The sequence below is a fragment of the Paenibacillus jilunlii genome, assembly GCF_900102965.1.
Classification (GTDB): Bacteria; Bacillota; Bacilli; order Paenibacillales; family Paenibacillaceae; genus Paenibacillus_AQ; species Paenibacillus_AQ jilunlii.
Genome location: NZ_FNGM01000020.1, coordinates 80,100 through 99,273, shown reverse-complemented (window position 1 = coordinate 99,273; position 19,174 = coordinate 80,100). Strand labels below are relative to the sequence as shown.

Annotated in this window: 18 protein-coding genes; 14 read left to right on the top strand and 4 right to left on the bottom strand. The window is 53.2% G+C overall.

Going from position 1 to position 19,174, the window contains the following annotated elements; genetic code table 11:
- The first annotated feature begins 1 nt into the window (after nt 1).
- From BLQ82_RS25925 to galU, 9 genes are all read left to right on the top strand, one after another.
- Nucleotides 2-205 (top strand): hypothetical protein, encoded by a 204-nt coding sequence (locus BLQ82_RS25925; RefSeq protein ID WP_062522381.1) that lies wholly within the window; start codon nt 2-4, stop codon nt 203-205.
- A 27-nt stretch (nt 206-232) separates the two neighbouring features.
- A complete protein-coding gene (locus BLQ82_RS25920) occupies nt 233-1,339 on the top strand; it encodes a GerAB/ArcD/ProY family transporter (protein WP_062522383.1) in 1,107 nt (368 codons plus the stop codon).
- 132 nt (nt 1,340-1,471) lie between these two features.
- Complete coding sequence (locus BLQ82_RS25915) at nt 1,472-2,098, top strand: alpha/beta hydrolase (protein ID WP_062522385.1); 627 nt, start codon at nt 1,472-1,474, stop codon at nt 2,096-2,098.
- A gap of 39 nt (nt 2,099-2,137) precedes the next feature.
- Nucleotides 2,138-2,434 (top strand): antibiotic biosynthesis monooxygenase family protein, encoded by a 297-nt coding sequence (locus BLQ82_RS25910; RefSeq protein ID WP_062522388.1) that lies wholly within the window; start codon nt 2,138-2,140, stop codon nt 2,432-2,434.
- Nucleotides 2,435-2,448: 14 nt separating this feature from the next.
- The gene (locus tag BLQ82_RS25905; RefSeq protein WP_062522390.1) at nt 2,449-3,258 is read left to right on the top strand and encodes an aminoglycoside phosphotransferase family protein; all 810 of its coding nucleotides are present in this window, start codon (nt 2,449-2,451) and stop codon (nt 3,256-3,258) included.
- Between the two features lie 28 nt (nt 3,259-3,286).
- The gene (locus tag BLQ82_RS25900; RefSeq protein WP_062522393.1) at nt 3,287-3,832 is read left to right on the top strand and encodes a DUF1697 domain-containing protein; all 546 of its coding nucleotides are present in this window, start codon (nt 3,287-3,289) and stop codon (nt 3,830-3,832) included.
- Nucleotides 3,833-4,422: 590 nt separating this feature from the next.
- Nucleotides 4,423-6,615 (top strand): ArnT family glycosyltransferase, encoded by a 2,193-nt coding sequence (locus BLQ82_RS25895; RefSeq protein ID WP_074648646.1) that lies wholly within the window; start codon nt 4,423-4,425, stop codon nt 6,613-6,615.
- A 90-nt stretch (nt 6,616-6,705) separates the two neighbouring features.
- Nucleotides 6,706-7,689: a glycosyltransferase family 2 protein gene (locus tag BLQ82_RS25890; protein WP_062522396.1), complete on the top strand. Its 984-nt coding sequence runs from the start codon at nt 6,706-6,708 to the stop codon at nt 7,687-7,689.
- A 22-nt stretch (nt 7,690-7,711) separates the two neighbouring features.
- Nucleotides 7,712-8,638 carry a UTP--glucose-1-phosphate uridylyltransferase GalU gene (gene galU, locus BLQ82_RS25885; RefSeq protein WP_062522397.1) on the top strand — a complete coding sequence of 309 codons (927 nt, stop codon included), beginning with the start codon at nt 7,712-7,714 and terminating at the stop codon, nt 8,636-8,638.
- Nucleotides 8,639-8,994: 356 nt separating this feature from the next.
- Here galU and BLQ82_RS25880 read toward each other — a convergent pair whose 3' ends face one another.
- The 3 genes from BLQ82_RS25880 to BLQ82_RS25870 form a co-directional block, all read right to left on the bottom strand.
- Nucleotides 8,995-9,561 (bottom strand): FAD-dependent oxidoreductase, encoded by a 567-nt coding sequence (locus tag BLQ82_RS25880; protein WP_062522399.1) that lies wholly within the window; start codon nt 9,559-9,561, stop codon nt 8,995-8,997.
- 264 nt (nt 9,562-9,825) lie between these two features.
- Entirely contained in the window at nt 9,826-11,385 is a 1,560-nt protein-coding gene (locus BLQ82_RS25875; protein WP_062522401.1) for a sensor histidine kinase, read from the bottom strand.
- Nucleotides 11,382-12,068: a response regulator transcription factor gene (locus BLQ82_RS25870; protein ID WP_062522403.1), complete on the bottom strand. Its 687-nt coding sequence runs from the start codon at nt 12,066-12,068 to the stop codon at nt 11,382-11,384. The genes BLQ82_RS25875 and BLQ82_RS25870 overlap by 4 nt, the downstream gene beginning before the upstream one ends.
- Before the next feature lie 469 nt (nt 12,069-12,537).
- Here BLQ82_RS25870 and BLQ82_RS25865 point away from each other — a divergent pair, with 469 nt between their 5' ends.
- From BLQ82_RS25865 to BLQ82_RS25855, 3 genes are read left to right on the top strand one after another with little or no spacing between them, the layout of a single operon-like run.
- Nucleotides 12,538-13,701, top strand: a complete 1,164-nt coding sequence (locus tag BLQ82_RS25865; RefSeq protein ID WP_062522405.1) for a glucose-1-phosphate adenylyltransferase — start codon at nt 12,538-12,540, stop codon at nt 13,699-13,701.
- A gap of 23 nt (nt 13,702-13,724) precedes the next feature.
- Complete coding sequence (gene glgD, locus BLQ82_RS25860; protein ID WP_062522407.1) at nt 13,725-14,828, top strand: glucose-1-phosphate adenylyltransferase subunit GlgD; 1,104 nt, start codon at nt 13,725-13,727, stop codon at nt 14,826-14,828.
- Nucleotides 14,829-14,875: 47 nt separating this feature from the next.
- Nucleotides 14,876-17,308, top strand: coding sequence for a glycogen/starch/alpha-glucan phosphorylase (locus BLQ82_RS25855; protein WP_062522410.1), 2,433 nt, complete (start codon nt 14,876-14,878; stop codon nt 17,306-17,308).
- 119 nt (nt 17,309-17,427) lie between these two features.
- Here BLQ82_RS25855 and BLQ82_RS25850 read toward each other — a convergent pair whose 3' ends face one another.
- The gene (locus BLQ82_RS25850; RefSeq protein ID WP_062522412.1) at nt 17,428-17,907 is read right to left on the bottom strand and encodes a GAF domain-containing protein; all 480 of its coding nucleotides are present in this window, start codon (nt 17,905-17,907) and stop codon (nt 17,428-17,430) included.
- A 239-nt stretch (nt 17,908-18,146) separates the two neighbouring features.
- On the opposite strand from BLQ82_RS25850, the gene BLQ82_RS25845 reads away from it, so the two are divergent.
- Together BLQ82_RS25845 and BLQ82_RS25840 are read left to right on the top strand one after the other, a co-directional pair.
- A complete protein-coding gene (locus BLQ82_RS25845) occupies nt 18,147-18,446 on the top strand; it encodes a hypothetical protein (RefSeq protein WP_062522414.1) in 300 nt (99 codons plus the stop codon).
- A gap of 159 nt (nt 18,447-18,605) precedes the next feature.
- Nucleotides 18,606-19,160, top strand: coding sequence for a GNAT family N-acetyltransferase (locus BLQ82_RS25840; protein ID WP_062522416.1), 555 nt, complete (start codon nt 18,606-18,608; stop codon nt 19,158-19,160).
- Nucleotides 19,161-19,174: the final 14 nt, after the last annotated feature.

The window sequence follows — 19,174 nt, the reverse complement described above, 5'->3', positions numbered from 1 at the left end:
TATGGTCATTTACCTGCTGCTGATCTACGCTATTGTCATCATCATTGACCCCTACGGTCTGCTGAAGCAAGGAAAGAAGCGGGACTTCTATGTATGCTCGGTACTGTGCCTGGTGTCCTTCTCCTTGGCTTTTGTGCTATCCATGGGATGGGAAATTCCCAGCCCTTCATCTCCGATTGTGCATTGGGTTAAAAAGCTGTTCTAGGTCGGGATCCTATAAGGGGGAGGAACAATGAGCAAGGAAATCATACCGGCAGGGCAGTCTATAAGTATCACGGTCCTATTTATTATCGGCACTTCCCTTTTTATGGGGTCTTCGGGGCAGTCCGGCAACAGCAGCTGGATTGCCTTGATATTTGCCGTAGCACTGGCAGTTCCGCTCATGTTAATCTATACCCGGCTGCATGTGCTTTTTCCGGGCAAGGATCTGTACGATATGCTGATTCTGGTGTTCGGGGCAGTGGCTGGGCGGGTGCTCTCCTGCCTGTATATCTGGTATGCTATGCATTTGGGCTCGCTGGTGCTGCGGAATTTCGGGGAGTTCAGTAAGACGGTTGCCCTGACATCCACACCGATGGTGGCCCCGATGCTGGTCATCGGCCTGCTGTGTGTGTGGGTGGTGAAGGCGGGGATGGAGGTGCTGGGGAGAAGCGCCAAATTCCTTTTGCTGTTTACTGTAATGGTGATTGTAGTAATAGAGCTTCTCTCTATCCCCAAATATCAATTCCATCACCTTTTACCGGTTTTAGACAGCGGGTGGAAGCTTGTTTTGTCAGATACGATGGGCTCCTTCACCTTTCCTTTTGCTGAGATTGTGGTTTTCCTGGGTGCCTTTAATGTGCTGCCCAAAAAGGGCTCGGCGGCAAAAGTTCTGGTAAGCAGCACAATGATCGCCGGAGTCATTATCCTTCAAGTGACTTTGCGTAATCTGCTGGTATTGGGACCGGATATCCTGTCAAGCTTATATTTCCCTTCCTATGTGGCGGTCAGCAGAATCAACATTGGCGATTTCCTGACACGAATCGAAGGCTCATCGGCGATTATATTTGTAACGGCGCTTTTTATAAAAGTAAGCCTATGCCTGTATGTGGCCAGCAATGGGGTGGCAAAAGTATTCAAGCTGAGCAGCTACCGCTCCGTTGTGCTGCAGATGGGCCTGATTATGGTCTATCTGGCGGTTTTTATCTATAAGGATATTATGCAAATGCAGTATTTTGCCTACCACATCTACAAGATTTACGCCCTTCCGTTTCAGGTGGCCATTCCTGTGATCCTGTGGGTTACAGCGGAAATTCTGGCTTGGAGGAGAAGCGGCAAAAAGACGGCAGCGCAGCAATAGAGACGGGGCTGGTCTTGGGATTCCAAGAGCCTGCACCGTTTTTTATTTCCCACCTGTGCTGAAGATAGCTATAATGAGAGGCAGAGAGCTTAGGGGGAAACCTTGTAAATATTGGCGAAGGAGGAAGCGCGGGTGAGTGTATCAAGCATCGTCATGTCCTCACATTGGGGCAGGGAAGTCAGACATAAGTATATTACACAGGAGTCCAAGGCGCTCGCAGTAGTATTTCCGGGTAAGAACTACTCGGCTGAACGTTCGCTGCTGGATTATGCGGCCAAGCTGGCCCGGGAGTATGGCTGCGATATCCTGCTGCTGGAATATGGCTATCAGAGCGCACGGGCTGAGCTCAAACGTGACGAAATTGATATTATAGCAGAGGAATGCAAAGCGGCGGTTAGCTCACTTCCGGAGTATGAGCAGCTGCTCTTCATCAGCAAAAGCATGGGGGCTGTCATTGCCGGCAGAGTGGCGGAAGAGCTGAATCTCAACCAGAAGACCTCGCATTTGTATCTGACACCGGTTGCGGATTCACTCCCGCTGCTGCGGAAGAGCCGGGGCAGCATCATCTACGGCGGAAGCGACCCGACCTTCACAGAACAGCATGCCGCCGGGCTTAACGGGCAAAAGAATCTGCGGGTGTACCGGATTGATGACGCCAATAACGCCCTTGAGGTGGGCAGTGTGAATGAGTCGCTGGCGGTGCTGCTGGTCATTATTAATTTTTATCACGAGTTTTTTCGGGATGCACTTACAGGTTGAGGCATCTGGACCATACATCCAAGCAAGGAGAGGATTGCGATGATTTTGGAAGCAGCCATGCTGCAGGTTAAGCCGGGGCTCACCAGCCAGTTTGAACAGAGCTTCAAGGAAGCATCCGCACTGATTTCTTCCATAGAGGGTTATTTGGGCCATGAGCTGCAGCATTGCCTGGAGGATGACCACAAATATTTGCTGCTCGTGAAGTGGCGCAAGCTTGAGGATCATACCATAGGGTTCAGGGAATCCGGCCAATATCAGGAGTGGAAAGCGATGCTGCATCATTATTACAGCCCTTTCCCGGTAGTGGAGCATTTCACGTGCATCAATCTGGAGTAACTAGGGGGGACGGAATGCCGGGGAAGCGGATTGGGGAAGGAAGAACAGCAGAGGTCCGGGAATATGGGACAGGGAAGATTCTGAAGCTCTATCACGGGGATATTCCTGCGCAGTATGTGGAACACGAATATGAGGTCTGTAAATATGTCTACAAGCAAGGCGTTCAGACGCCTCAGCCTATAGAACTGGTTACGCTCGAGGAACGCAACGGGATTATCTTCCAGCAAATTCATGGCGGCTCCATGCTGCGGCTGATTGGCGAGAAGCCGTGGAGGCTGGGCGGATATGCCCGGCAGCTTGCTTCGATCCATCATGACCTGCATAAGCTCCAGGGGGCAGAAGCCTTCGGCAAGCAGAAGGAGAGCCTGAGAAGCAGCATTATTGCCGCCCCTATGCTCACGATGGAGGAAAAAACACCCGTCCTGGAAAGGCTGGAGCAGCTGCCGGAGGGCGACCGGCTCCTGCATGGGGATTTCCACCCGGACAACGTGCTGATCGACGGGCAGGCATGGATCATCGACTGGATGACCGGGATGACCGGCAACCCAGCAGGAGATGCGGCAAGGTCTGTTATGATGTTTAGCATGGGAGCTTTGCCGCCTGGAGCTTCATTAGCGACCAGAGTCGTTACGGGTTTTATAAGGCAGCGGCTCACCAAAGGGTACATTCGGGAATATCTCAGGCTATCGGGTCTTTCTTATGCCGAGGTGAATGCCTGGGTGCTGCCGGTAGCAGCAGCCCGGCTTACGGAAGGCGTTCCGCTTGCGGAGAAGGAGCAGCTGGTCCGCGAAATCCGCAGACGTCTAAGATCAAAATCTTTCTAATCTGGACATTATGGGAAGAAGGTGCGTAATGAATACATATATTGCGCTGCTGCGCGGCATCAACGTGGGCGGCAATAAAATCATTAAGATGCAGGCTCTGAAGGCTATGTTCGAGTCGCTGGGGTATGACCGGGTGCGCACCTACATCCAGTCCGGAAATGTGGTGTTTGAGCGTAATGAAGCCCGGGCCGCTGAGCTTGAGACTGTGATTAGCGCGGCAATCAAGGAGACATTCGGGTTTGAGGTCAGCGTGATGATCCGCACGCTGGAGGAGCTTGAGGCGGCGATTGCAGGCAATCCGTTTGAGCCCCCTGCGGAAGAGGATTACAAACGCCTGTATATTTCGTTCCTCGCTGAGGCTCCATCAAAAGAGGCGCTGGAGAAGATGCGTCCCTATGAGGATGGTGCTGACAAGCTCTATATTGCAGGCAGAGAGATGTACACGCTGTATGAAGTGAGCGCAAGCCAATCTCCATTATTCAAGGTACAGCTCGACAAGCTCCTGGGAACCTCCATCACGGCACGCAATTGGAATACGGTGAATAAGCTGGCGGCAATGGGACGGGGAGAGTAGGGGATAAGTAGGCGCGGATTCAGTAAATTCACTCAAACGGGTGGAAATCAGCCGGATTCGATAGCCTTTTTTTCCGCTAATGCTTGAGAAGAAGTTACGCCATCCGGTGAGCAGTGCTAGTTGGAAAAAGTGAACTTATTTCTCCCGCAAATCAACATTTGTGAAATTTAAGTGGAAAAAGGAAACTTCATTGAGCTATATTCCTCATCCTATGGCGAAAGGAGCCGAATTAGGTTCCCTTTTTCCACTTAACCTCGGGGAACAGACAGTGTCGGGCTAATTAGGTGACCTTTTTCCACTTGGATTTGCTGTAGGAATCATGGGGAGTCGTTCTCAAGGCAACGCTAAACTTAAATTCAAAACGGCTACGTCATCCAATCAAGGACGGCGTAGCCGTTTTGCATCTTTCAAAAGGGCCGAAGCAAGGCTCAACCCTGTTGAGCTTTTTGCCGCTTCAGCATTCAGTAAACATTCAGTTTGATTTCATTATCAGTTAAGGTAGGGATGCCATAATACTCCTAAGCAAAGATGTACCGGGGGAACGAGCACTGCCGGAATAATACATGGATGGACTGAGGGAGTGGAGTGTAATGAAATGGATAAAAAAGCTGGGTTCCGATGTCATACTGTTGGGCGTACTGCTGCTTGCAGCCTTTCTCTACGGCTATGGAATCTGGAATGATCAATACGCCAATACGTACTATACAACTGCGGTCGGAAGCATGCTCCAGAGCTTCCATAACTTCTTCTTCGCCTCACTGGACTCGGCGGGTTCGGTAACGGTCGATAAGCCGCCGGTTACCTTCTGGATTCAGACGCTCAGCGCGCTGGTCTTCGGACTGCATGGCTGGAGCGTGATTCTGCCGCAGGTGCTTGCCGGAGTAGGCTCGGTATTGCTGGTGTATCTGCTGGTGAAGCCGGCCTTTGGCCGCACGGCAGCGCGTCTCGCAGCATTGGCAATGGCGGTCACACCTGTGGCTGCCGCTGTGAGCAGAACGAACAATATCGATGCTATGCTGGTGTTCACGCTATTGCTGGGAACATGGTTTCTCTTCAAGGGGACGAAGCGAAACACAACGGGCAGCCTTCTCGCCGCATTTGCCCTAATCGGCGTTGGCTTTAACGAGAAAATGCTGCAGGCATATATGGTGCTTCCGGCATTTTATCTCTTTTATATACTGGCAGCCAAAGTGAACTGGAAGAAAAAAACCGGTGTGCTTGCTGCCTGCACCGCCGTACTGCTGGTAGTTTCGCTGTCCTGGGCGGTGATCGTGGATTCGATCCCGGCCAGCAAACGGCCTTACATGGGCAGCAGCGGCACCAACTCTGTGCTCAATCTGGCTTTTGGCTACAACGGCGTATCGCGTTTAACGGGTGACCGCAGCACGGGAGGCAGCGGTGGAGGCGGCTTCCCTGGCGGCGGAGGCGAAATGCCATTCTGGAATGGCGGGGAAATGCCGGCGGCGAACGGAGCGGGTGGTCAAGACGGGCAAGGCGGCCCGGGAATGATGAACGGAACAGACGGCCAGGTCCAGGGGCAGCTGCCGGGAGGCACTGGAGGCGAACAGGCTGGCGGAGGCACGGATGGCCGCGGCCAGGCTCCGGATGACGGCGGGATGCAGGGCCAAGCCCCGGGTGACGGCGGAATGCAAGGGCAGGCGCCGGGCGGCAGAATGGACGGCGAAGACGGCCAGGGCGGGAATCGCCAGTTCAACTTCGGCCAGGGCGGCCGTGGCGGGATGAACGGCGGAGGCGGAATGTTCAATACAGGCACAGCCGGTCCGCTGCGCTTGTTCCAATCGGCGCTGTCCGGTCAAGCCAGCTGGCTGCTGCCCTTCCTGCTGTTCGGCTGCATCGGGATTTTTGCCAGCCTGCGCAGACGGAATTTTACCCAAGAGCATAAAGAAGCGTTGTTCTGGCTGGCCTGGCTGGTACCTGTTATGGGATTCTTCAGCATCGCCGGGTTCTTTCACCAATACTACCTGATTATGATGGCCCCGCCGATTGCGGCACTGGTAGGCGCAGGCTGGCTCCGGCTCTGGACCTATTATAAGGAACGTGCAACCTGGCTGTCCTGGCTGCTTCCGGTGGCCACACTCGCTACAGCGGTCTTCCAGTGGTACATCATTCATCCTTATGACAGTACCATTGGCGGCGGCTGGTCCACAGGTGTCCTGGCTGGAGGGATTGCAGCTGCTGTGCTGCTGCTGGCGCTGCGGATATTCAAAGGTCAGCGGCAGCGGTTCGTACATGCATCCGCAGTACTTGGACTATTGGTATTGCTGGCCGGACCGCTGTACTGGGCGCTTACGCCAATTACCTACGGCTCGAACAGCATGACACCGGCAGCAGGCCCGGACAGCAGCAGCGGCTTTGGCGGCATGGGCGGCGGCGGCAGAAACGGCACCACGGGTGTCAACGAGAATCTGCTGGCTTATCTGAAGGAGCATAATACCGGTGAGAAATATTTGTTCGCAGCCATGGATTACGGAACCGCAGGCCCTTATATTATCGATGAAAATGAGTCGGTCGTGATTCTGAACGGGTTCAACAACTCGGACGTGCCATATACCACGGATACGCTGAAGGCGCTCGTAGCGAGCGGCAAAGTGAAATACTTTCTCGTCACTACCGGCGGCATGGGCGGTGGTGGCGGACGCGGGGGCAATTCTGAAATTACCAACTGGATTACCGAGAACGGAACAGCAGTTCCGACTGAAGAATGGCAGGGTACAGTGACAGGCAGCAACGGAGGAACCTTGTACGAGGTGACTGTTCAGTAAGTTAGAGGTCAACAGGCTGTTACAGGAAGCGCGCCGGACAGACTTTTAGTAAGGGGCGCTTCATTACTTAAATCTAAGGAGGAGCTGCTCATGAGTACACACGTGCGCTATTCCATAATTATACCGATGTATAACGAAGAGGCTGTCATTCAGGAGACGTACCGGCGGATCAAAAAAGTGATGGGAACGACGGGAGAGGCTTATGAGCTGCTGTTCGTCAATGACGGGAGCACAGACAACTGTGCGCAGATGATTGAGGAATACAGCTACTGGGATGAAAGTGTGAAGCTGATTGATCTGTCCCGCAACTTCGGCCATCAGATTGCCATAACAGCCGGTATGGATTATTCGCTGGGGGATGCGGTGGTCATCATCGACGCCGATCTGCAGGACCCGCCGGAGCTGATTCTGGACATGATCCGGGAGTGGAAAAACGGTTATGAGGTGGTGTACGCCAAACGGATCAAGCGGAACGGCGAATCCCTCTTCAAAAAGTGGACAGCAAGCCTCTTCTACCGGGTGCTGCGTTATTCCACAGACATCCCGATTCCGGTAGATACCGGTGATTTTCGCCTAATTGACCGCAAAGTCTGTGAGGAACTGAAACGGCTCCCGGAGAAAAACCGCTTTGTGCGCGGGCTGGTCAGCTGGGTAGGCTTCCGCCAGAAGGCTATCGAATATGAACGTGATGAACGGCTCGCCGGGGAGACGAAATATCCCTTGAAGCGCATGATTAAGCTGTCGCTGGATGGAATCACCTCCTTTTCCTACAAGCCGCTGAAGCTGGCGGGCTATCTGGGAGGGCTTCTCTCGGGAGCCGGATTTCTGTACCTTATGTACGTGCTGTATCTGGCGCTGTTTACGGACGCAGCCGTTAAGGGCTGGGCTTCGATGATCGGCATTACTCTAACGTTCAACGGATTTGTGCTGATTATGCTGGGCATTCTGGGTGAATATGTCGGCCGGATCTATGACGAGACAAAACGGCGTCCGCTCTACATTGTCCAGGAATTTTACAGCGGTCAGAAGCAGCAGAGTGTAACCGAGCAGAGAGTGGCGCAGCTCAATAAATAATGGGGGAGAGGAGTGGGTCCACGTGAAAATCAGAAAAGCTGTGATCCCCGCCGCGGGCCTCGGCACGCGTTTCCTGCCGGCCACCAAGGCCCAGCCGAAGGAGATGCTGCCTATAGTAGACAAGCCGGCAATTCAATATATTGTGGAGGAAGCGGTGCGCTCCGGCATTGAGAGCATTATTATCGTGACCGGCCGCAACAAGAAGTCGATTGAGGATCATTTTGACAAGTCGGTGGAGCTGGAGCAGACCCTGCTGGAAAAAGAGAAACTTGACTTGCTCCGCGAAGTCCAGGCCATCAGCGGACTGGCCAGCATCCATTACATCCGGCAAAAGGAGCCGCTTGGCCTGGGACATGCCATTTCCTGCGCGGAGCAGTTTACCGGCAGCGAGCCGTTTGCGGTACTGCTTGGTGATGACATCATGGTCTCCGATCCGCCCGCGCTCATGGAGATGATGAAGCTGTACGAGCAGTCCGAGCAGACGATAGTTGGTGTGCAGCCGGTACCAAGGTCAGAGGTGAGCAAGTATGGAATCATTGCCTCCGGCGGCGCGGTGCAGGGCGTACATGCAGTAAGCGGGCTGGTGGAAAAGCCTTCACCGCAGACTGCGCCTTCGACGAATGCCATCATGGGGCGCTATATCCTGAAGCCATCCATCTTCTCTGTGCTCAGTAAGCTGGAGCGTGGAGCCGGCGGAGAATATCAGCTGACGGATGCGCTGCATGAGGTATGCCGGAATGAGGGGCTGCTGGCCCTTGATCTGCAGGGCAAACGCTATGATATCGGCGATAAATTCGGCTATATTCAGGCTACGCTGGAGATTGGCCTGGAGCGTCAAGAATTGCGCCCGCAGCTCGTGCCATATCTGAGGGGGCTGCTTGGCAGCCTGGAAGACGATGCAGAAGCCTTGTCCGTACCGCATTCTCCGGGTGCAGGGAGAAACGGCTGAATTCGCTGACGGCAAGGCTTAAGTGTAATCTCGAAGGGCAGTCACCGTCAGTGGAAAAAGATAACTAATCGAACACATTAGGCTCATGGATAAGCCTACATTGGAAAAAGTACCACTAATCCGTCCGAAATCAGCCGGATGGGGTGAATATGGGATGATTAGGTGTACAAATTCCCACTAAAACCTTAGCCAGAATTTCAGCTCATTAGGTTTACTTTTTCCACTTGGCTTCAGTTTCTTATGAGCTTTATGGCCTAATCCGCTTATGGACAAACAGTGATGCCCAAGAAGGCCAGCCGGAATTAATCCTGGCTGGCCTTGGCATGAATGATGCATATCTTTTTGAGTATGGCAGCTTAAGCCTTCAACAGGTCATGATCCACGTATCTCGCACCGTTCAGTTCACTGATAATATTAATGGCAACCTTTGCGCCGTCTCCGGCAGTGATAACCGCATGTACGCTTACTCCAGCCACCGTTCCTGCTGCCCAGATGCCTGCGATATTGGTTCTGCCTTCTGCATTTACAGCTACGACCGTTTTGATTCTTGGCTCTGTGCCGTCCTTCGTTTCCACACCGGCCTTGGCGGCCAGATCGGTCAGCACACCCGTTGCCAGAATCACATGCTTAGCTTCATAGGCAGCTCCGCTCTCACTCTCGATCACGAAGCCTCCATCCTTTGCAGTAAGATTCACTGCTTGGTCTGCCACTAATTCCGCTCCGAACTTGACAGCCTGCTTATGTCCGGTCTCCACAAGCTCCGGTCCGCCGATTTCAGCAATCCCGTAGTAGTTCTCATACCAGCCTCTGCGCGTCATGCCTTTGTCGTTGTCGATCAGCAGCGTTTTTTTGCCCGCCTTGGCGGCGAACAGGGCTGCGCTTGCGCCGGCAGGACCGGCTCCAATGATGGCGATTTCATACATACATTTAACCTCCTAAAAGTTTTGTGAGCTTAAGCATCCTCCGAACCGCTTCGTACAAAACTCGCTTCGGAAGCATAGGCTTAAGTTTTGTGAGCTTAAGCATCCTCCGAACCGCTTCGTACAAAACTCGCTTCGGAAGCATAGGCTTAAGTTTTGTGAGCCTATACATCCATCCGAGACGCTTCGCACGCAAACGGCCGAATGCATATGCTTAGTTTTGTGCACTTGTCACTTACTATTATAACGTTAATAATTCTTGTTTAGCTACTCATCTGAACGGGGAAGGATAACCCGGAAGGCGGTGCCTTCACCGGGACGGCTCTCGACACGGATATCGCCGTGATGGGCATCCACGATGGATTTGGTGATAGACAGCCCAAGTCCCGAGCCGCCGTATTTGCGTGTGCGCGAAGAATCGCTGCGGTAGAACCGTTCAAACACATGGGGGATGTGCTCAGCCGCGATCCCGGAGCCATTGTCCCGCACCGTCAGTTCAGCTTTCGTGCCCCGGGCAGTCAGGCTGATATGAATAGTTCCCTTGTAAGCATCGGTATGTTGTACCGCATTCTGGAATAGATTAAGAATTACCTGCTTTAGCTTGTCGGGATCATACTGGCCCCGGATGCCGGGCGAGATATCGAAGGTAACCCTGCGTTCTCCGGCGAGCATGAGCAGCTGGGGCTGCATCTCGGTGATGATCTCTCCCAGCAGCATGCCCTTGATATTCAGCTGCGGCGCCCCATCCATGCGTGCCAGAAGGAGCAGATCCTCCACCAGCTTGTTGATCCGTCTGGATTCCCCGTGCATGCTGGTCAGGGCGCCCATGAGCTGTTCCCTGTTGTCAGCGGCTCCGCGCAGCAGCACTTCCAGGAAGCCGTGAATCGAGGTCAGCGGAGTTCTGAGCTCATGGGAGGCATCGGCTGCAAAACGGCGCATTTGCTCCTTGGCTTCACGTTCATTATGAAAAGAAATCTCCAGCCGCTCCAGCATTCCATTAAATGAGCGGGACAGCTTGTCGATCTCCGTCTGCCCCTGGTGTACGGGGAACCGCTCGCTGAGGTTGCCTGCATCGATAATCTGCGCAGCTTCTCCCATGTTAGAGAGGGGGACCAGCGTTTTGCGCAGCGCAGGGAGATACAGCAGCAGTCCGGCCAGCAAGGCCACAACCGACAGCGCTGCAAAAATCAGCAGCTGCTGCATGATCACATCCTTCAGCGGTCCCGTGCTTACACTCATCTGCAGCAGCATTCTGGCCTCCTGCGGCTTGCCGAGATTCATGAATACGGCCAGATGCTCGCTGCCGTCCGGTGCCGCAATGAGCCGGTAGCTGCCATTCGCCTTGTCCGTGGTGTGCTTCAGCAGATCATTGTATTCGGCATCGGTTAGTCTCGGAGCAGAAGAATCAGACAGCGTCTCTTCCTGGAAATCCTTAAACCCCCCGTCCACGCTGTATACAGCTATAGTCGTATGGGCATCCAGCAAAAGGGGCCTTCTTCCGGTGTTCCGCAAATTGCCGGGGGGTGGATTTCCGGGGCTTCCCGTATCCGGGCTGCCGGTCTCCCTGCTGCTCATCCCGGATGCATCCATGCCGCCGGCACCCCAAGCCGGCGGGTTGCTAAAAATCTCGCGCGGGACGGAACGGATCTGGGTTTCCATGGACTCCGCCCGGTTGGAGTAAATAAAGTCACGCATAAGTACATACTGGAGCAGACCAATTAACAGCAGCAGGCCGGAGAGAATCAGCAGGGAAATGACCAGCAGCTGCTTGCGCAGGGAACGCGGGGCCGGCAGTCTGCCGAACAAGCCTGTGATGCGGGCTATCATACCAGATCCACCCGGTATCCGGCACCGCGCAGCGTGCGTATGATCCGGTGGTCTTTATCACCCAGCTTTTCGCGGAGGGAGCGGATATAGACCTCAACGATATTTTCCTCGCCGCCAAAATCATAGCCCCAGACCTTGTCCAGAATCATCGGCTTGCTCAGCACCAGGCCATGATTGATGACCAGGTATTGCAGCAGCTCATATTCCGTAGGGGACAGCTCCAGCACTTCGTCCTTGTGGCGGATCTCCTTGCGCCGGCCATCGATGCGGAACGGTCCGCACCGCACTTCGCCAAGCAGTCCGGGGAACTGGTTGCGCAGGCGCGCCTGAATCCGGGCCAGCAGTTCCTCGAAGCTGAACGGCTTGACCATATAGTCGTCAGCCCCGATGGACAGACCTTTAACGCGGTCATCCACTTCATCCTTGGCTGTAAGCATGATAACGGCAAGCTCCGATTCTTCCGAACGGAGATAGCGGCAGAGCTCAAAACCGTCCATTCCCGGCATCATCACATCCAGAATGGCCACATGGGGCTTGAAATCGGCAGCAACGGCAATGGCACTGGCCCCGTCCGGCGCAGTCCTTACTTCGAAGCCTTCATTAATAAGGCCCAGCTCCAGGAACTGGAGAATGTGGGGCTCGTCATCCACGAGCAGCAGTCTTACACCTTGGGCAGCCTTCATGCATTGTTCCTCCAAACCACTAATAGTTAGCTACATTATGACATATCAGAATGAATGTTTGCTGAAGATGGATCCATTAATTTGACGAAAGGATTCGAAATAGTCTTTCAGGATTACTCATAATGGTTAATCTAATTATACGGAGATATTAATGCTATTAATAAGAAATTTAGTTAGAATTTAAAAGTTTTCGAATGAGGCGATAAAGGGTTTTGACGGCGGCTAAAGAACACTTTACAATAAGGATACTACCCGGTCTGAGGAGTCCTCTTCAGGGCTGGAGATAAGTCCCGATTCTATGAGTTTCCCCCCGTTTTTGACCTTATCATTTTCCTATCAAGACGCTTCTTTCGCTACACTTCTTTCTGGAATTTCTATTTCTGCACTGGGTTAAATCTACGCTGTACTATTCATCATTCAACCTAATGGATCACATGCTTCAATACCCATAAGTCAAGGAGGCTCTTCCATGAAGAAAAAAGAAATGGTAGCCATGCTATTAGCGGGAGGCCAAGGGAAAAGGTTGAAGGGGCTGACGAAATCGCTTGCCAAGCCCGCTGTTTATTTTGGGGGAACCTACCGGATTATTGATTTCCCTTTGAGCAATTGCTCCAATTCCGGGATTGATACCGTGGGCGTGCTGACGCAGTATGAGCCGCTTGTGCTGCATTCTTACATTGGGGTAGGCAGCGATTGGGACTTGAACCGCAAGGATGGCGGGGTATTCGTATTGCCTCCGCATGAACGGGAGAACGGTAGCAGCTGGTACCGGGGGACGGCAGACGCGATTTACCGCAATCTGAAATTTGTGGACCAATTTGATCCGGAGCATGTGCTGATTTTGTCCGGTGACCATATCTACAAGATGGATTATCATGCCATGCTGCAATACCACAAGGCCAGAAATGCCGACTGCACCATATCGGTCATCGATGTTCCGCTGGAGGAAGCCAGCCGTTTTGGCATACTCAATACGGAGGAAGACCTCAAAATTTATGAATTTGATGAGAAGCCGGCCAAGCCGAAGAGCACGCTGGCTTCGATGGGTGTCTATATTTTCAAGTGGGAGGTGCTCCGCAAGCATCTGCTGGAGGACGGGGAGAACCCCGGCTCCTCCCATGATTTTGGCAAAGATATCATTCCGCTTATGCTGGCGGACGGCCAGTCCCTGTATGCGTATCCTTTTGAAGGATACTGGAGGGATGTCGGTACCGTTACCAGCCTGTGGGAAGCGAACATGGACCTGCTGAGCGATACGCCGCCCCTGAATCTCAATGATCCGGACTGGCGTATCTTCACCCGCAATCCGAATCAGCCGGCACAATATGTGGCTCCGGGAGCGAAGGTATCGGGCTGCATCATTAATGAAGGCTGCATTGTCCATGGAGAGGTGAAGCATTCGGTGCTCTTTTACGGCGTGGAGGTGGGTGAAGGCAGTGTAATTACGGACTCTGTCATCATGCCAAAGGTCAAGATCGGGAAGAACGTAAGGATTCACAAAGCCATCATCAGCGAGAATACGGTGATTGAGGATGGTATGGAGATCGGAATAGAACGTGAGAACGAGGATGAAATTCTGCTGATTGACAATCGAAGCAAGAAACGCAAATCTGTTGCAGCCAAAACCATATAACCAGCAGAGGACGGTGGATTCCGATGAAAGAACTCATGGGTGTCATCAATCTTGACCATGAACTGGACAATTTAAACGAGCTGACCTATTTCCGCTGCGGTGCGGCTGTGCCTTTTGCCAGCCGGTACCGGCTGATCGACTTCGTTCTCTCCAACATGATGCGTGCCGAACTGGAAAGCGTAGGACTGTTTGTCCGCCGCAAATACCGTTCGCTGATGGACCATCTCGGCGACGGCAAGTCTTGGGACATGAACCGCAAGCATGGCGGGTTGTTCATTTTGCCGCCCGACTGGAATGATCCGACGGATACTTCCCTGGGGGATCTGCAGCATTATCACAACAACCTTGATTTCTTCAAACGGGCTTCAGCCAAATATATCGTGTTCTCCGGCAGCCAGCATATCAATACTGTAGACCTCCAGGAGGTGTATCAATACCATTTGGAGAAGGGTGCTGACGTCACGCTGGTGTACAAGAAGATTGAACAGCTTCAGCCGGAGCATGATCCGTGCCTGCGGCTTGAGGTCGATGAAGACAGCCATGTGACGGAGATCCATCAGGAGAAGGATCATCCCAATGTGTATCTGGATATTTTTATTATGGAGAAAACACTGTTCCTGGAGCAGGTCGAATACTGCATTGCCCATGGGGAAAGCTACTTTTTCCGCGATGCCATCCAGAAGAACCGCCACAAGTTCAAAATCGCCGCTTATGAATATACAGGCTATCATGCCGTGATCAATTCGCTGGAGAGCTATTACAAGAACAGTCTGAGCCTGCTGCAGCAGGATAATTATTTCGGACTCTTCAAAGAGAACCCGGTCCAGACGAAGATAAAATATGAAGCTCCTACCCGCTATCTGGACAGCGCCGAGGTCAGCAATTCGCTGGTGGCCAATGGCTGCATCATCGCCGGAACGGTGGAGAACAGCGTGATTTTCCGGGGGGTGCAGATCCGCAAGGGAGCGCGCATCGTCAATTCGGTGATTATGCAGAAATGCGTCATTGAAGAGAATGCCGTGATTGAGAATGTCATTATGGATAAAGATGTGCATCTGAGCAAGGACCGGATACTTGTCGGGGACAGCAAACGTCCATTCGTGATTGCCAAGAGCAGTAAGATCTAAGCGCAAGCCTGTCTACTAAAAAAGCATTTGTCAGGAGGAACCTGCTGTTGTTCAACGATAAAGAGACTTTTAAAGAAGTGTTCCGCAAGACACTCATCGGGAAACTGGGCAAGCCGCTGGAGGAAGCATCTAACGCCGACATTTACAACATTCTCGGCAACATGATCCGCGAGGATGCGGGGAAGAACTGGGTGGAGACCAACCAGAGGTTCAAGGCCGATAAGGATAAGCAGGTATACTATTTTTCCATGGAGTTTCTAATCGGCAGACTTCTGGGCAATAACCTCCTTAATATGGGTGTGCTTGAGGTTGTGCGTGACGGACTGGCGGAGCTGGGGTTCTCCCTCCGGGATGTGGAAGAGGAGGAAGCAGACGCGGGGCTGGGCAACGGCGGTTTGGGCCGTCTGGCTGCCTGCTTCCTGGATTCGCTGGCTTCCCTGCAATATGCAGGGCACGGCTGCGGCATACGTTATAAATACGGCCTGTTCGAGCAGAAAATCGTTGACGGGTACCAGGTGGAGCTGCCCGATTACTGGCTGCAGAATGATAACGTATGGGAAGTAAGACGGGAAGACAAGCAGGTGGAGGTGCGGTTCTGGGGACATGTCGAGACGGACGAAGTGAACGGCGAGCTGGTCTTCGAGCATAAAGACTATGAAGCCGTGCGCGCAGTTCCTTATGATGTTCCGATTATCGGAGCAGACCGCCGGCATGTGAATACCCTGCGCAACTGGAGTGCAGAGTCCATTACCCAGCCTTCGCGGACGTTTGGCTCCCTGGCCGGAAGTGACTACCACAAATTTCTGGAATATAAGCGCTCGGTGGAATCGATCTCGGAGTTCCTCTATCCGGATGATTCGCAGTATGAAGGCAAGCTGCTCCGCCTGAAGCAGCAGTACTTCCTGTGCAGCGCCGGGCTGCAGAGCATTCTGCGGACCTACAGCAAGACGGGGCTTGGCATTGAATCACTGCCGGACAAAGTGGCTCTGCATATCAATGATACGCATCCTACGCTGGTCATTCCGGAGCTGATGCGGATACTGATGGATGTGCACGGGCTCGGCTGGGATCAGGCCTGGAGCATGACCACCCGGATGGTTTCCTATACCAACCATACCATTCTCAGCGAAGCGCTGGAGAAATGGCCGATTGGCATGGTGCGGGAGCTGCTGCCGCGCATCTTCCTCATTATCGAGGAGATCAATGCCCGCTTCTGCGGCGAGCTGATGAGCAAATATCCGGGGGATCAGAACCGGATTAATCAAATGGCGATCATTCATGATGACCAGGTGCGCATGGCCCATCTGGCAATTGTAGCCAGCCACAGCGTGAACGGTGTGGCTGCGCTGCATACGGAAATTCTGCAGAAGCGCGAAATGCGCCTCTTCAATGAGATGTATCCGCACCGCTTCAACAACAAAACGAACGGCATCACCCACCGGCGGTGGCTGCTGCACGCCAACCCTGAGCTGGCCGGACTGATCAATGAATCCATCGGCACGCGCTGGGTTCATCATCCGCAGGAGATGATCGGCCTGATTAAATACAGCGAGGATGCTTCCTTCCAGCAGCAGGTGGCTGGCATTAAGCGCCGCAATAAGCAGCGTCTGGCAGAGTACATTTTCAGCAAACATGGGATTCAGGTGGATCCCGACTCGATCTTTGATGTGCAGGTAAAACGTCTGCATGCCTACAAGCGCCAGCTGCTGAATGTGCTCCATATTATGCACCTGTACAATCAGCTTAAGGATAACCCTTCCATGGATATGGTGCCGCGCACCTTTATCTTTGGAGCCAAAGCCGCGCCAAGCTATCACCTGGCGAAGCGGATCATCAAGCTGATCAACACAGTGGCCGATGTCGTCAACAAAGATCCGGAGATCAAGGGCAAAATCCGCATCTTTTTCCTCGAAAATTATTCGGTGTCCCTGGCGGAGAAGATTATTCCGGCTGCCGATGTCAGCGAGCAGATCTCTACAGCCAGCAAGGAAGCCTCCGGCACCGGCAACATGAAATTCATGATGAACGGTGCACTGACCATCGGAACGATGGATGGAGCCAATGTGGAGATGCATGAAATGGTTGGGGATAACAACATGTTCCTGTTTGGCTTGCGTGCCGAGCAGGTGATGGATTATTACCAGTACGGGGGCTATCATGCACGTGATATTTACAACGGGGACGGCCGTGTGAAGGAAGTGCTGGACCAACTGGTTACGCCGGGTCCCATCTGCTGCAATACCCAGGAATTCGATACACTGTACCAGTCGCTGATTGACAATAATGACGAGTTCTTTGTACTTAAGGATTTCGCTTCTTATGTCGAGACCCATGTCAATATTGATCTGGCCTACCGGAATCAGAAGGAATGGCTGAAGAAGTCCATCATTAATATCGGGCATTCCGGCAAGTTTTCCAGCGACAATACCATTGCCCGTTATGCATCGGAGATCTGGAACATCAGTCCGGTGCAGCTGTAGGCGGAAACGCCGGGTAAGAGGGGGAAGAATTTGACCCGCAGCCCGGCACCAAAAAGACCTTCACCAGCGCAGAGGATTCTGAGCGGTGAAGGTCTTTTGCCTGTTCAGGAATGAAGGAATCAGATAACATCGGCAACCATTGCGGCGAACCTTTCCAGGAAACGCCGTTCTTCATCATCGAAGCGGTGCTTGATCGGGCTGTCTATATCGAGTACACCCAGCAGGCGGTCGCCTTGGACCAGCGGGACGACGATTTCGCTATTGGAAGCTTCGTCACAGGCAATATGTCCAGGAAAGGCATGCACATCGCCAACGACCAGTGTGCGGCGCTCGCTTGCGGCTGTACCGCATACACCTTTGCCCAGGGGAATCCGGATACATGCGGGCAACCCCTGGAAAGGTCCAAGCACCAATTCCTTGCCGTCGAATAAATAGAAGCCGGCCCAATTGGTATCCGGCAGTGATAATTTAAGGAGCGCGGAGGCGTTGGCCAGATTGGCAGTGGCATTCGGCTCGCCTTCCATCAGTGCGCCGAGCTGGCTTAGAACGGATTCGAACCGCTCGCTGCGTGTGCCGTCATAGGGCATGGCTTGAAACATGAAGCATCACCTTCCTGTACGATAAATCAGCATAAATCCATAACTGTAACTAACAACATAGTACAGTCCGGCGGGATACGTCAAGCATTCCGGGAATTTTAACAGATTGTATAAATTTTACATCAGCAGTTGGGTACAATGCCTTGCTTGTCTGCCGGATTTGGATCATGTTTCCGAAATCTCTACACAGGGTAATGCTGTTATAAATACCTAAGGCTTCAGGCCGGAAGGAGTGGAATATGCGCGCCGATGTACAAAACTTGTTCATAGGAATCCATATGCTGTACCATGCCCATGAGAAGGATCTGACACTGACAGAGATGCTGCCGGAGCTGGAGAATCTGGGATACCGGGTGGCGGAACGCGAAGTGAAGCAGGAGCTGGAACGGCTCTCTCAGGAGAATTTCCTGACTGCCCATGGAGAGGCATACAGTCTTACCGGCACGGGCATTGAGGAGTTCAAGGCCATCCAGGGAAAACTCGAGGTGCTGTGCACCGAGGTATTGAAACCAGTTAAGGCAGCGGGGGCTTCGGGATAACGCCGGGGCTGCGTTTGAATAAGACAGCGTCTGTAACGGGTGGCGATCAGGGCCCCTTGGCAGGCGCTATTTTTATGCCGACAGAAAGCGGGCACACTTCACTTCAGAGAAAGGCTTCCATTTGATGTATACTAAGAAGATTGAAGGAGGACGATCGCTGTGTATGTATCTGGTGGAGTAATTCCCGACCTGCCGGGAAAAAAAGTAGAACTGCGGGCGCTGGAAGCGGGGCATGCGGCTGCGCTGTACTCCGTCTGGTCCCATCCGCAGGTTAACCGCTGGCTGGCTGCGCCGCCGCTGTCTTCCCCGCAGGAAGCGGAACAGCTGATTGCCGTTCTCCTGCAAATGTCCCGTCAGGAAGAAAGCCTGCGCTGGAGCATCCTCGGGCCTGAAGGGTACATAATCGGCAGCTGCGGCTATAACAGCTGGCAGCTGCAGGGGGCTTACCGGGGTGAAATCGGCTGCGAGCTGCAGCCCGATTACTGGGGCCTCGGATATATGCGCGAGGCGCTGGAACTGATGCTGGACTATGGCTTCACCGTGATGGGCCTCAACCGGATCGAAGCATTCTGCCACCCGGACAATATCCGGGCACAGCGGCTGTTTCAGTCGCTCGGGTTTCAGCGGGAGGGGCTGCTGCGTGAATACCGGCATACGGATGCCGGATTCCAGGATGTGGTTCTGTATGCATTACTGCGCGGCCCTGGATTATGAAGCGTTTGTTCAAA

Bases quoted from the DNA above. Each gene is read 5' to 3' on its own strand.
- BLQ82_RS25925 (WP_062522381.1), top strand. From the start codon at position 2: ATGGTCATTTACCTGCTGCTGATCTACGCTATTGTCATCATCATTGAC.
- BLQ82_RS25920 (WP_062522383.1), top strand. From the start codon at position 233: ATGAGCAAGGAAATCATACCGGCAGGGCAGTCTATAAGTATCACGGTC.
- BLQ82_RS25910 (WP_062522388.1), top strand. From the start codon at position 2,138: ATGATTTTGGAAGCAGCCATGCTGCAGGTTAAGCCGGGGCTCACCAGC.
- BLQ82_RS25905 (WP_062522390.1), top strand. From the start codon at position 2,449: ATGCCGGGGAAGCGGATTGGGGAAGGAAGAACAGCAGAGGTCCGGGAA.
- BLQ82_RS25900 (WP_062522393.1), top strand. From the start codon at position 3,287: ATGAATACATATATTGCGCTGCTGCGCGGCATCAACGTGGGCGGCAAT.
- BLQ82_RS25895 (WP_074648646.1), top strand. From the start codon at position 4,423: ATGAAATGGATAAAAAAGCTGGGTTCCGATGTCATACTGTTGGGCGTA.
- BLQ82_RS25890 (WP_062522396.1), top strand. From the start codon at position 6,706: ATGAGTACACACGTGCGCTATTCCATAATTATACCGATGTATAACGAA.
- BLQ82_RS25880 (WP_062522399.1), bottom strand. From the start codon at position 9,561: ATGTATGAAATCGCCATCATTGGAGCCGGTCCTGCCGGCGCAAGCGCA.
- BLQ82_RS25875 (WP_062522401.1), bottom strand. From the start codon at position 11,385: ATGATAGCCCGCATCACAGGCTTGTTCGGCAGACTGCCGGCCCCGCGT.
- BLQ82_RS25870 (WP_062522403.1), bottom strand. From the start codon at position 12,068: ATGAAGGCTGCCCAAGGTGTAAGACTGCTGCTCGTGGATGACGAGCCC.
- BLQ82_RS25865 (WP_062522405.1), top strand. From the start codon at position 12,538: ATGAAGAAAAAAGAAATGGTAGCCATGCTATTAGCGGGAGGCCAAGGG.
- glgD (WP_062522407.1), top strand. From the start codon at position 13,725: ATGAAAGAACTCATGGGTGTCATCAATCTTGACCATGAACTGGACAAT.
- BLQ82_RS25850 (WP_062522412.1), bottom strand. From the start codon at position 17,907: ATGTTTCAAGCCATGCCCTATGACGGCACACGCAGCGAGCGGTTCGAA.
- BLQ82_RS25845 (WP_062522414.1), top strand. From the start codon at position 18,147: ATGCGCGCCGATGTACAAAACTTGTTCATAGGAATCCATATGCTGTAC.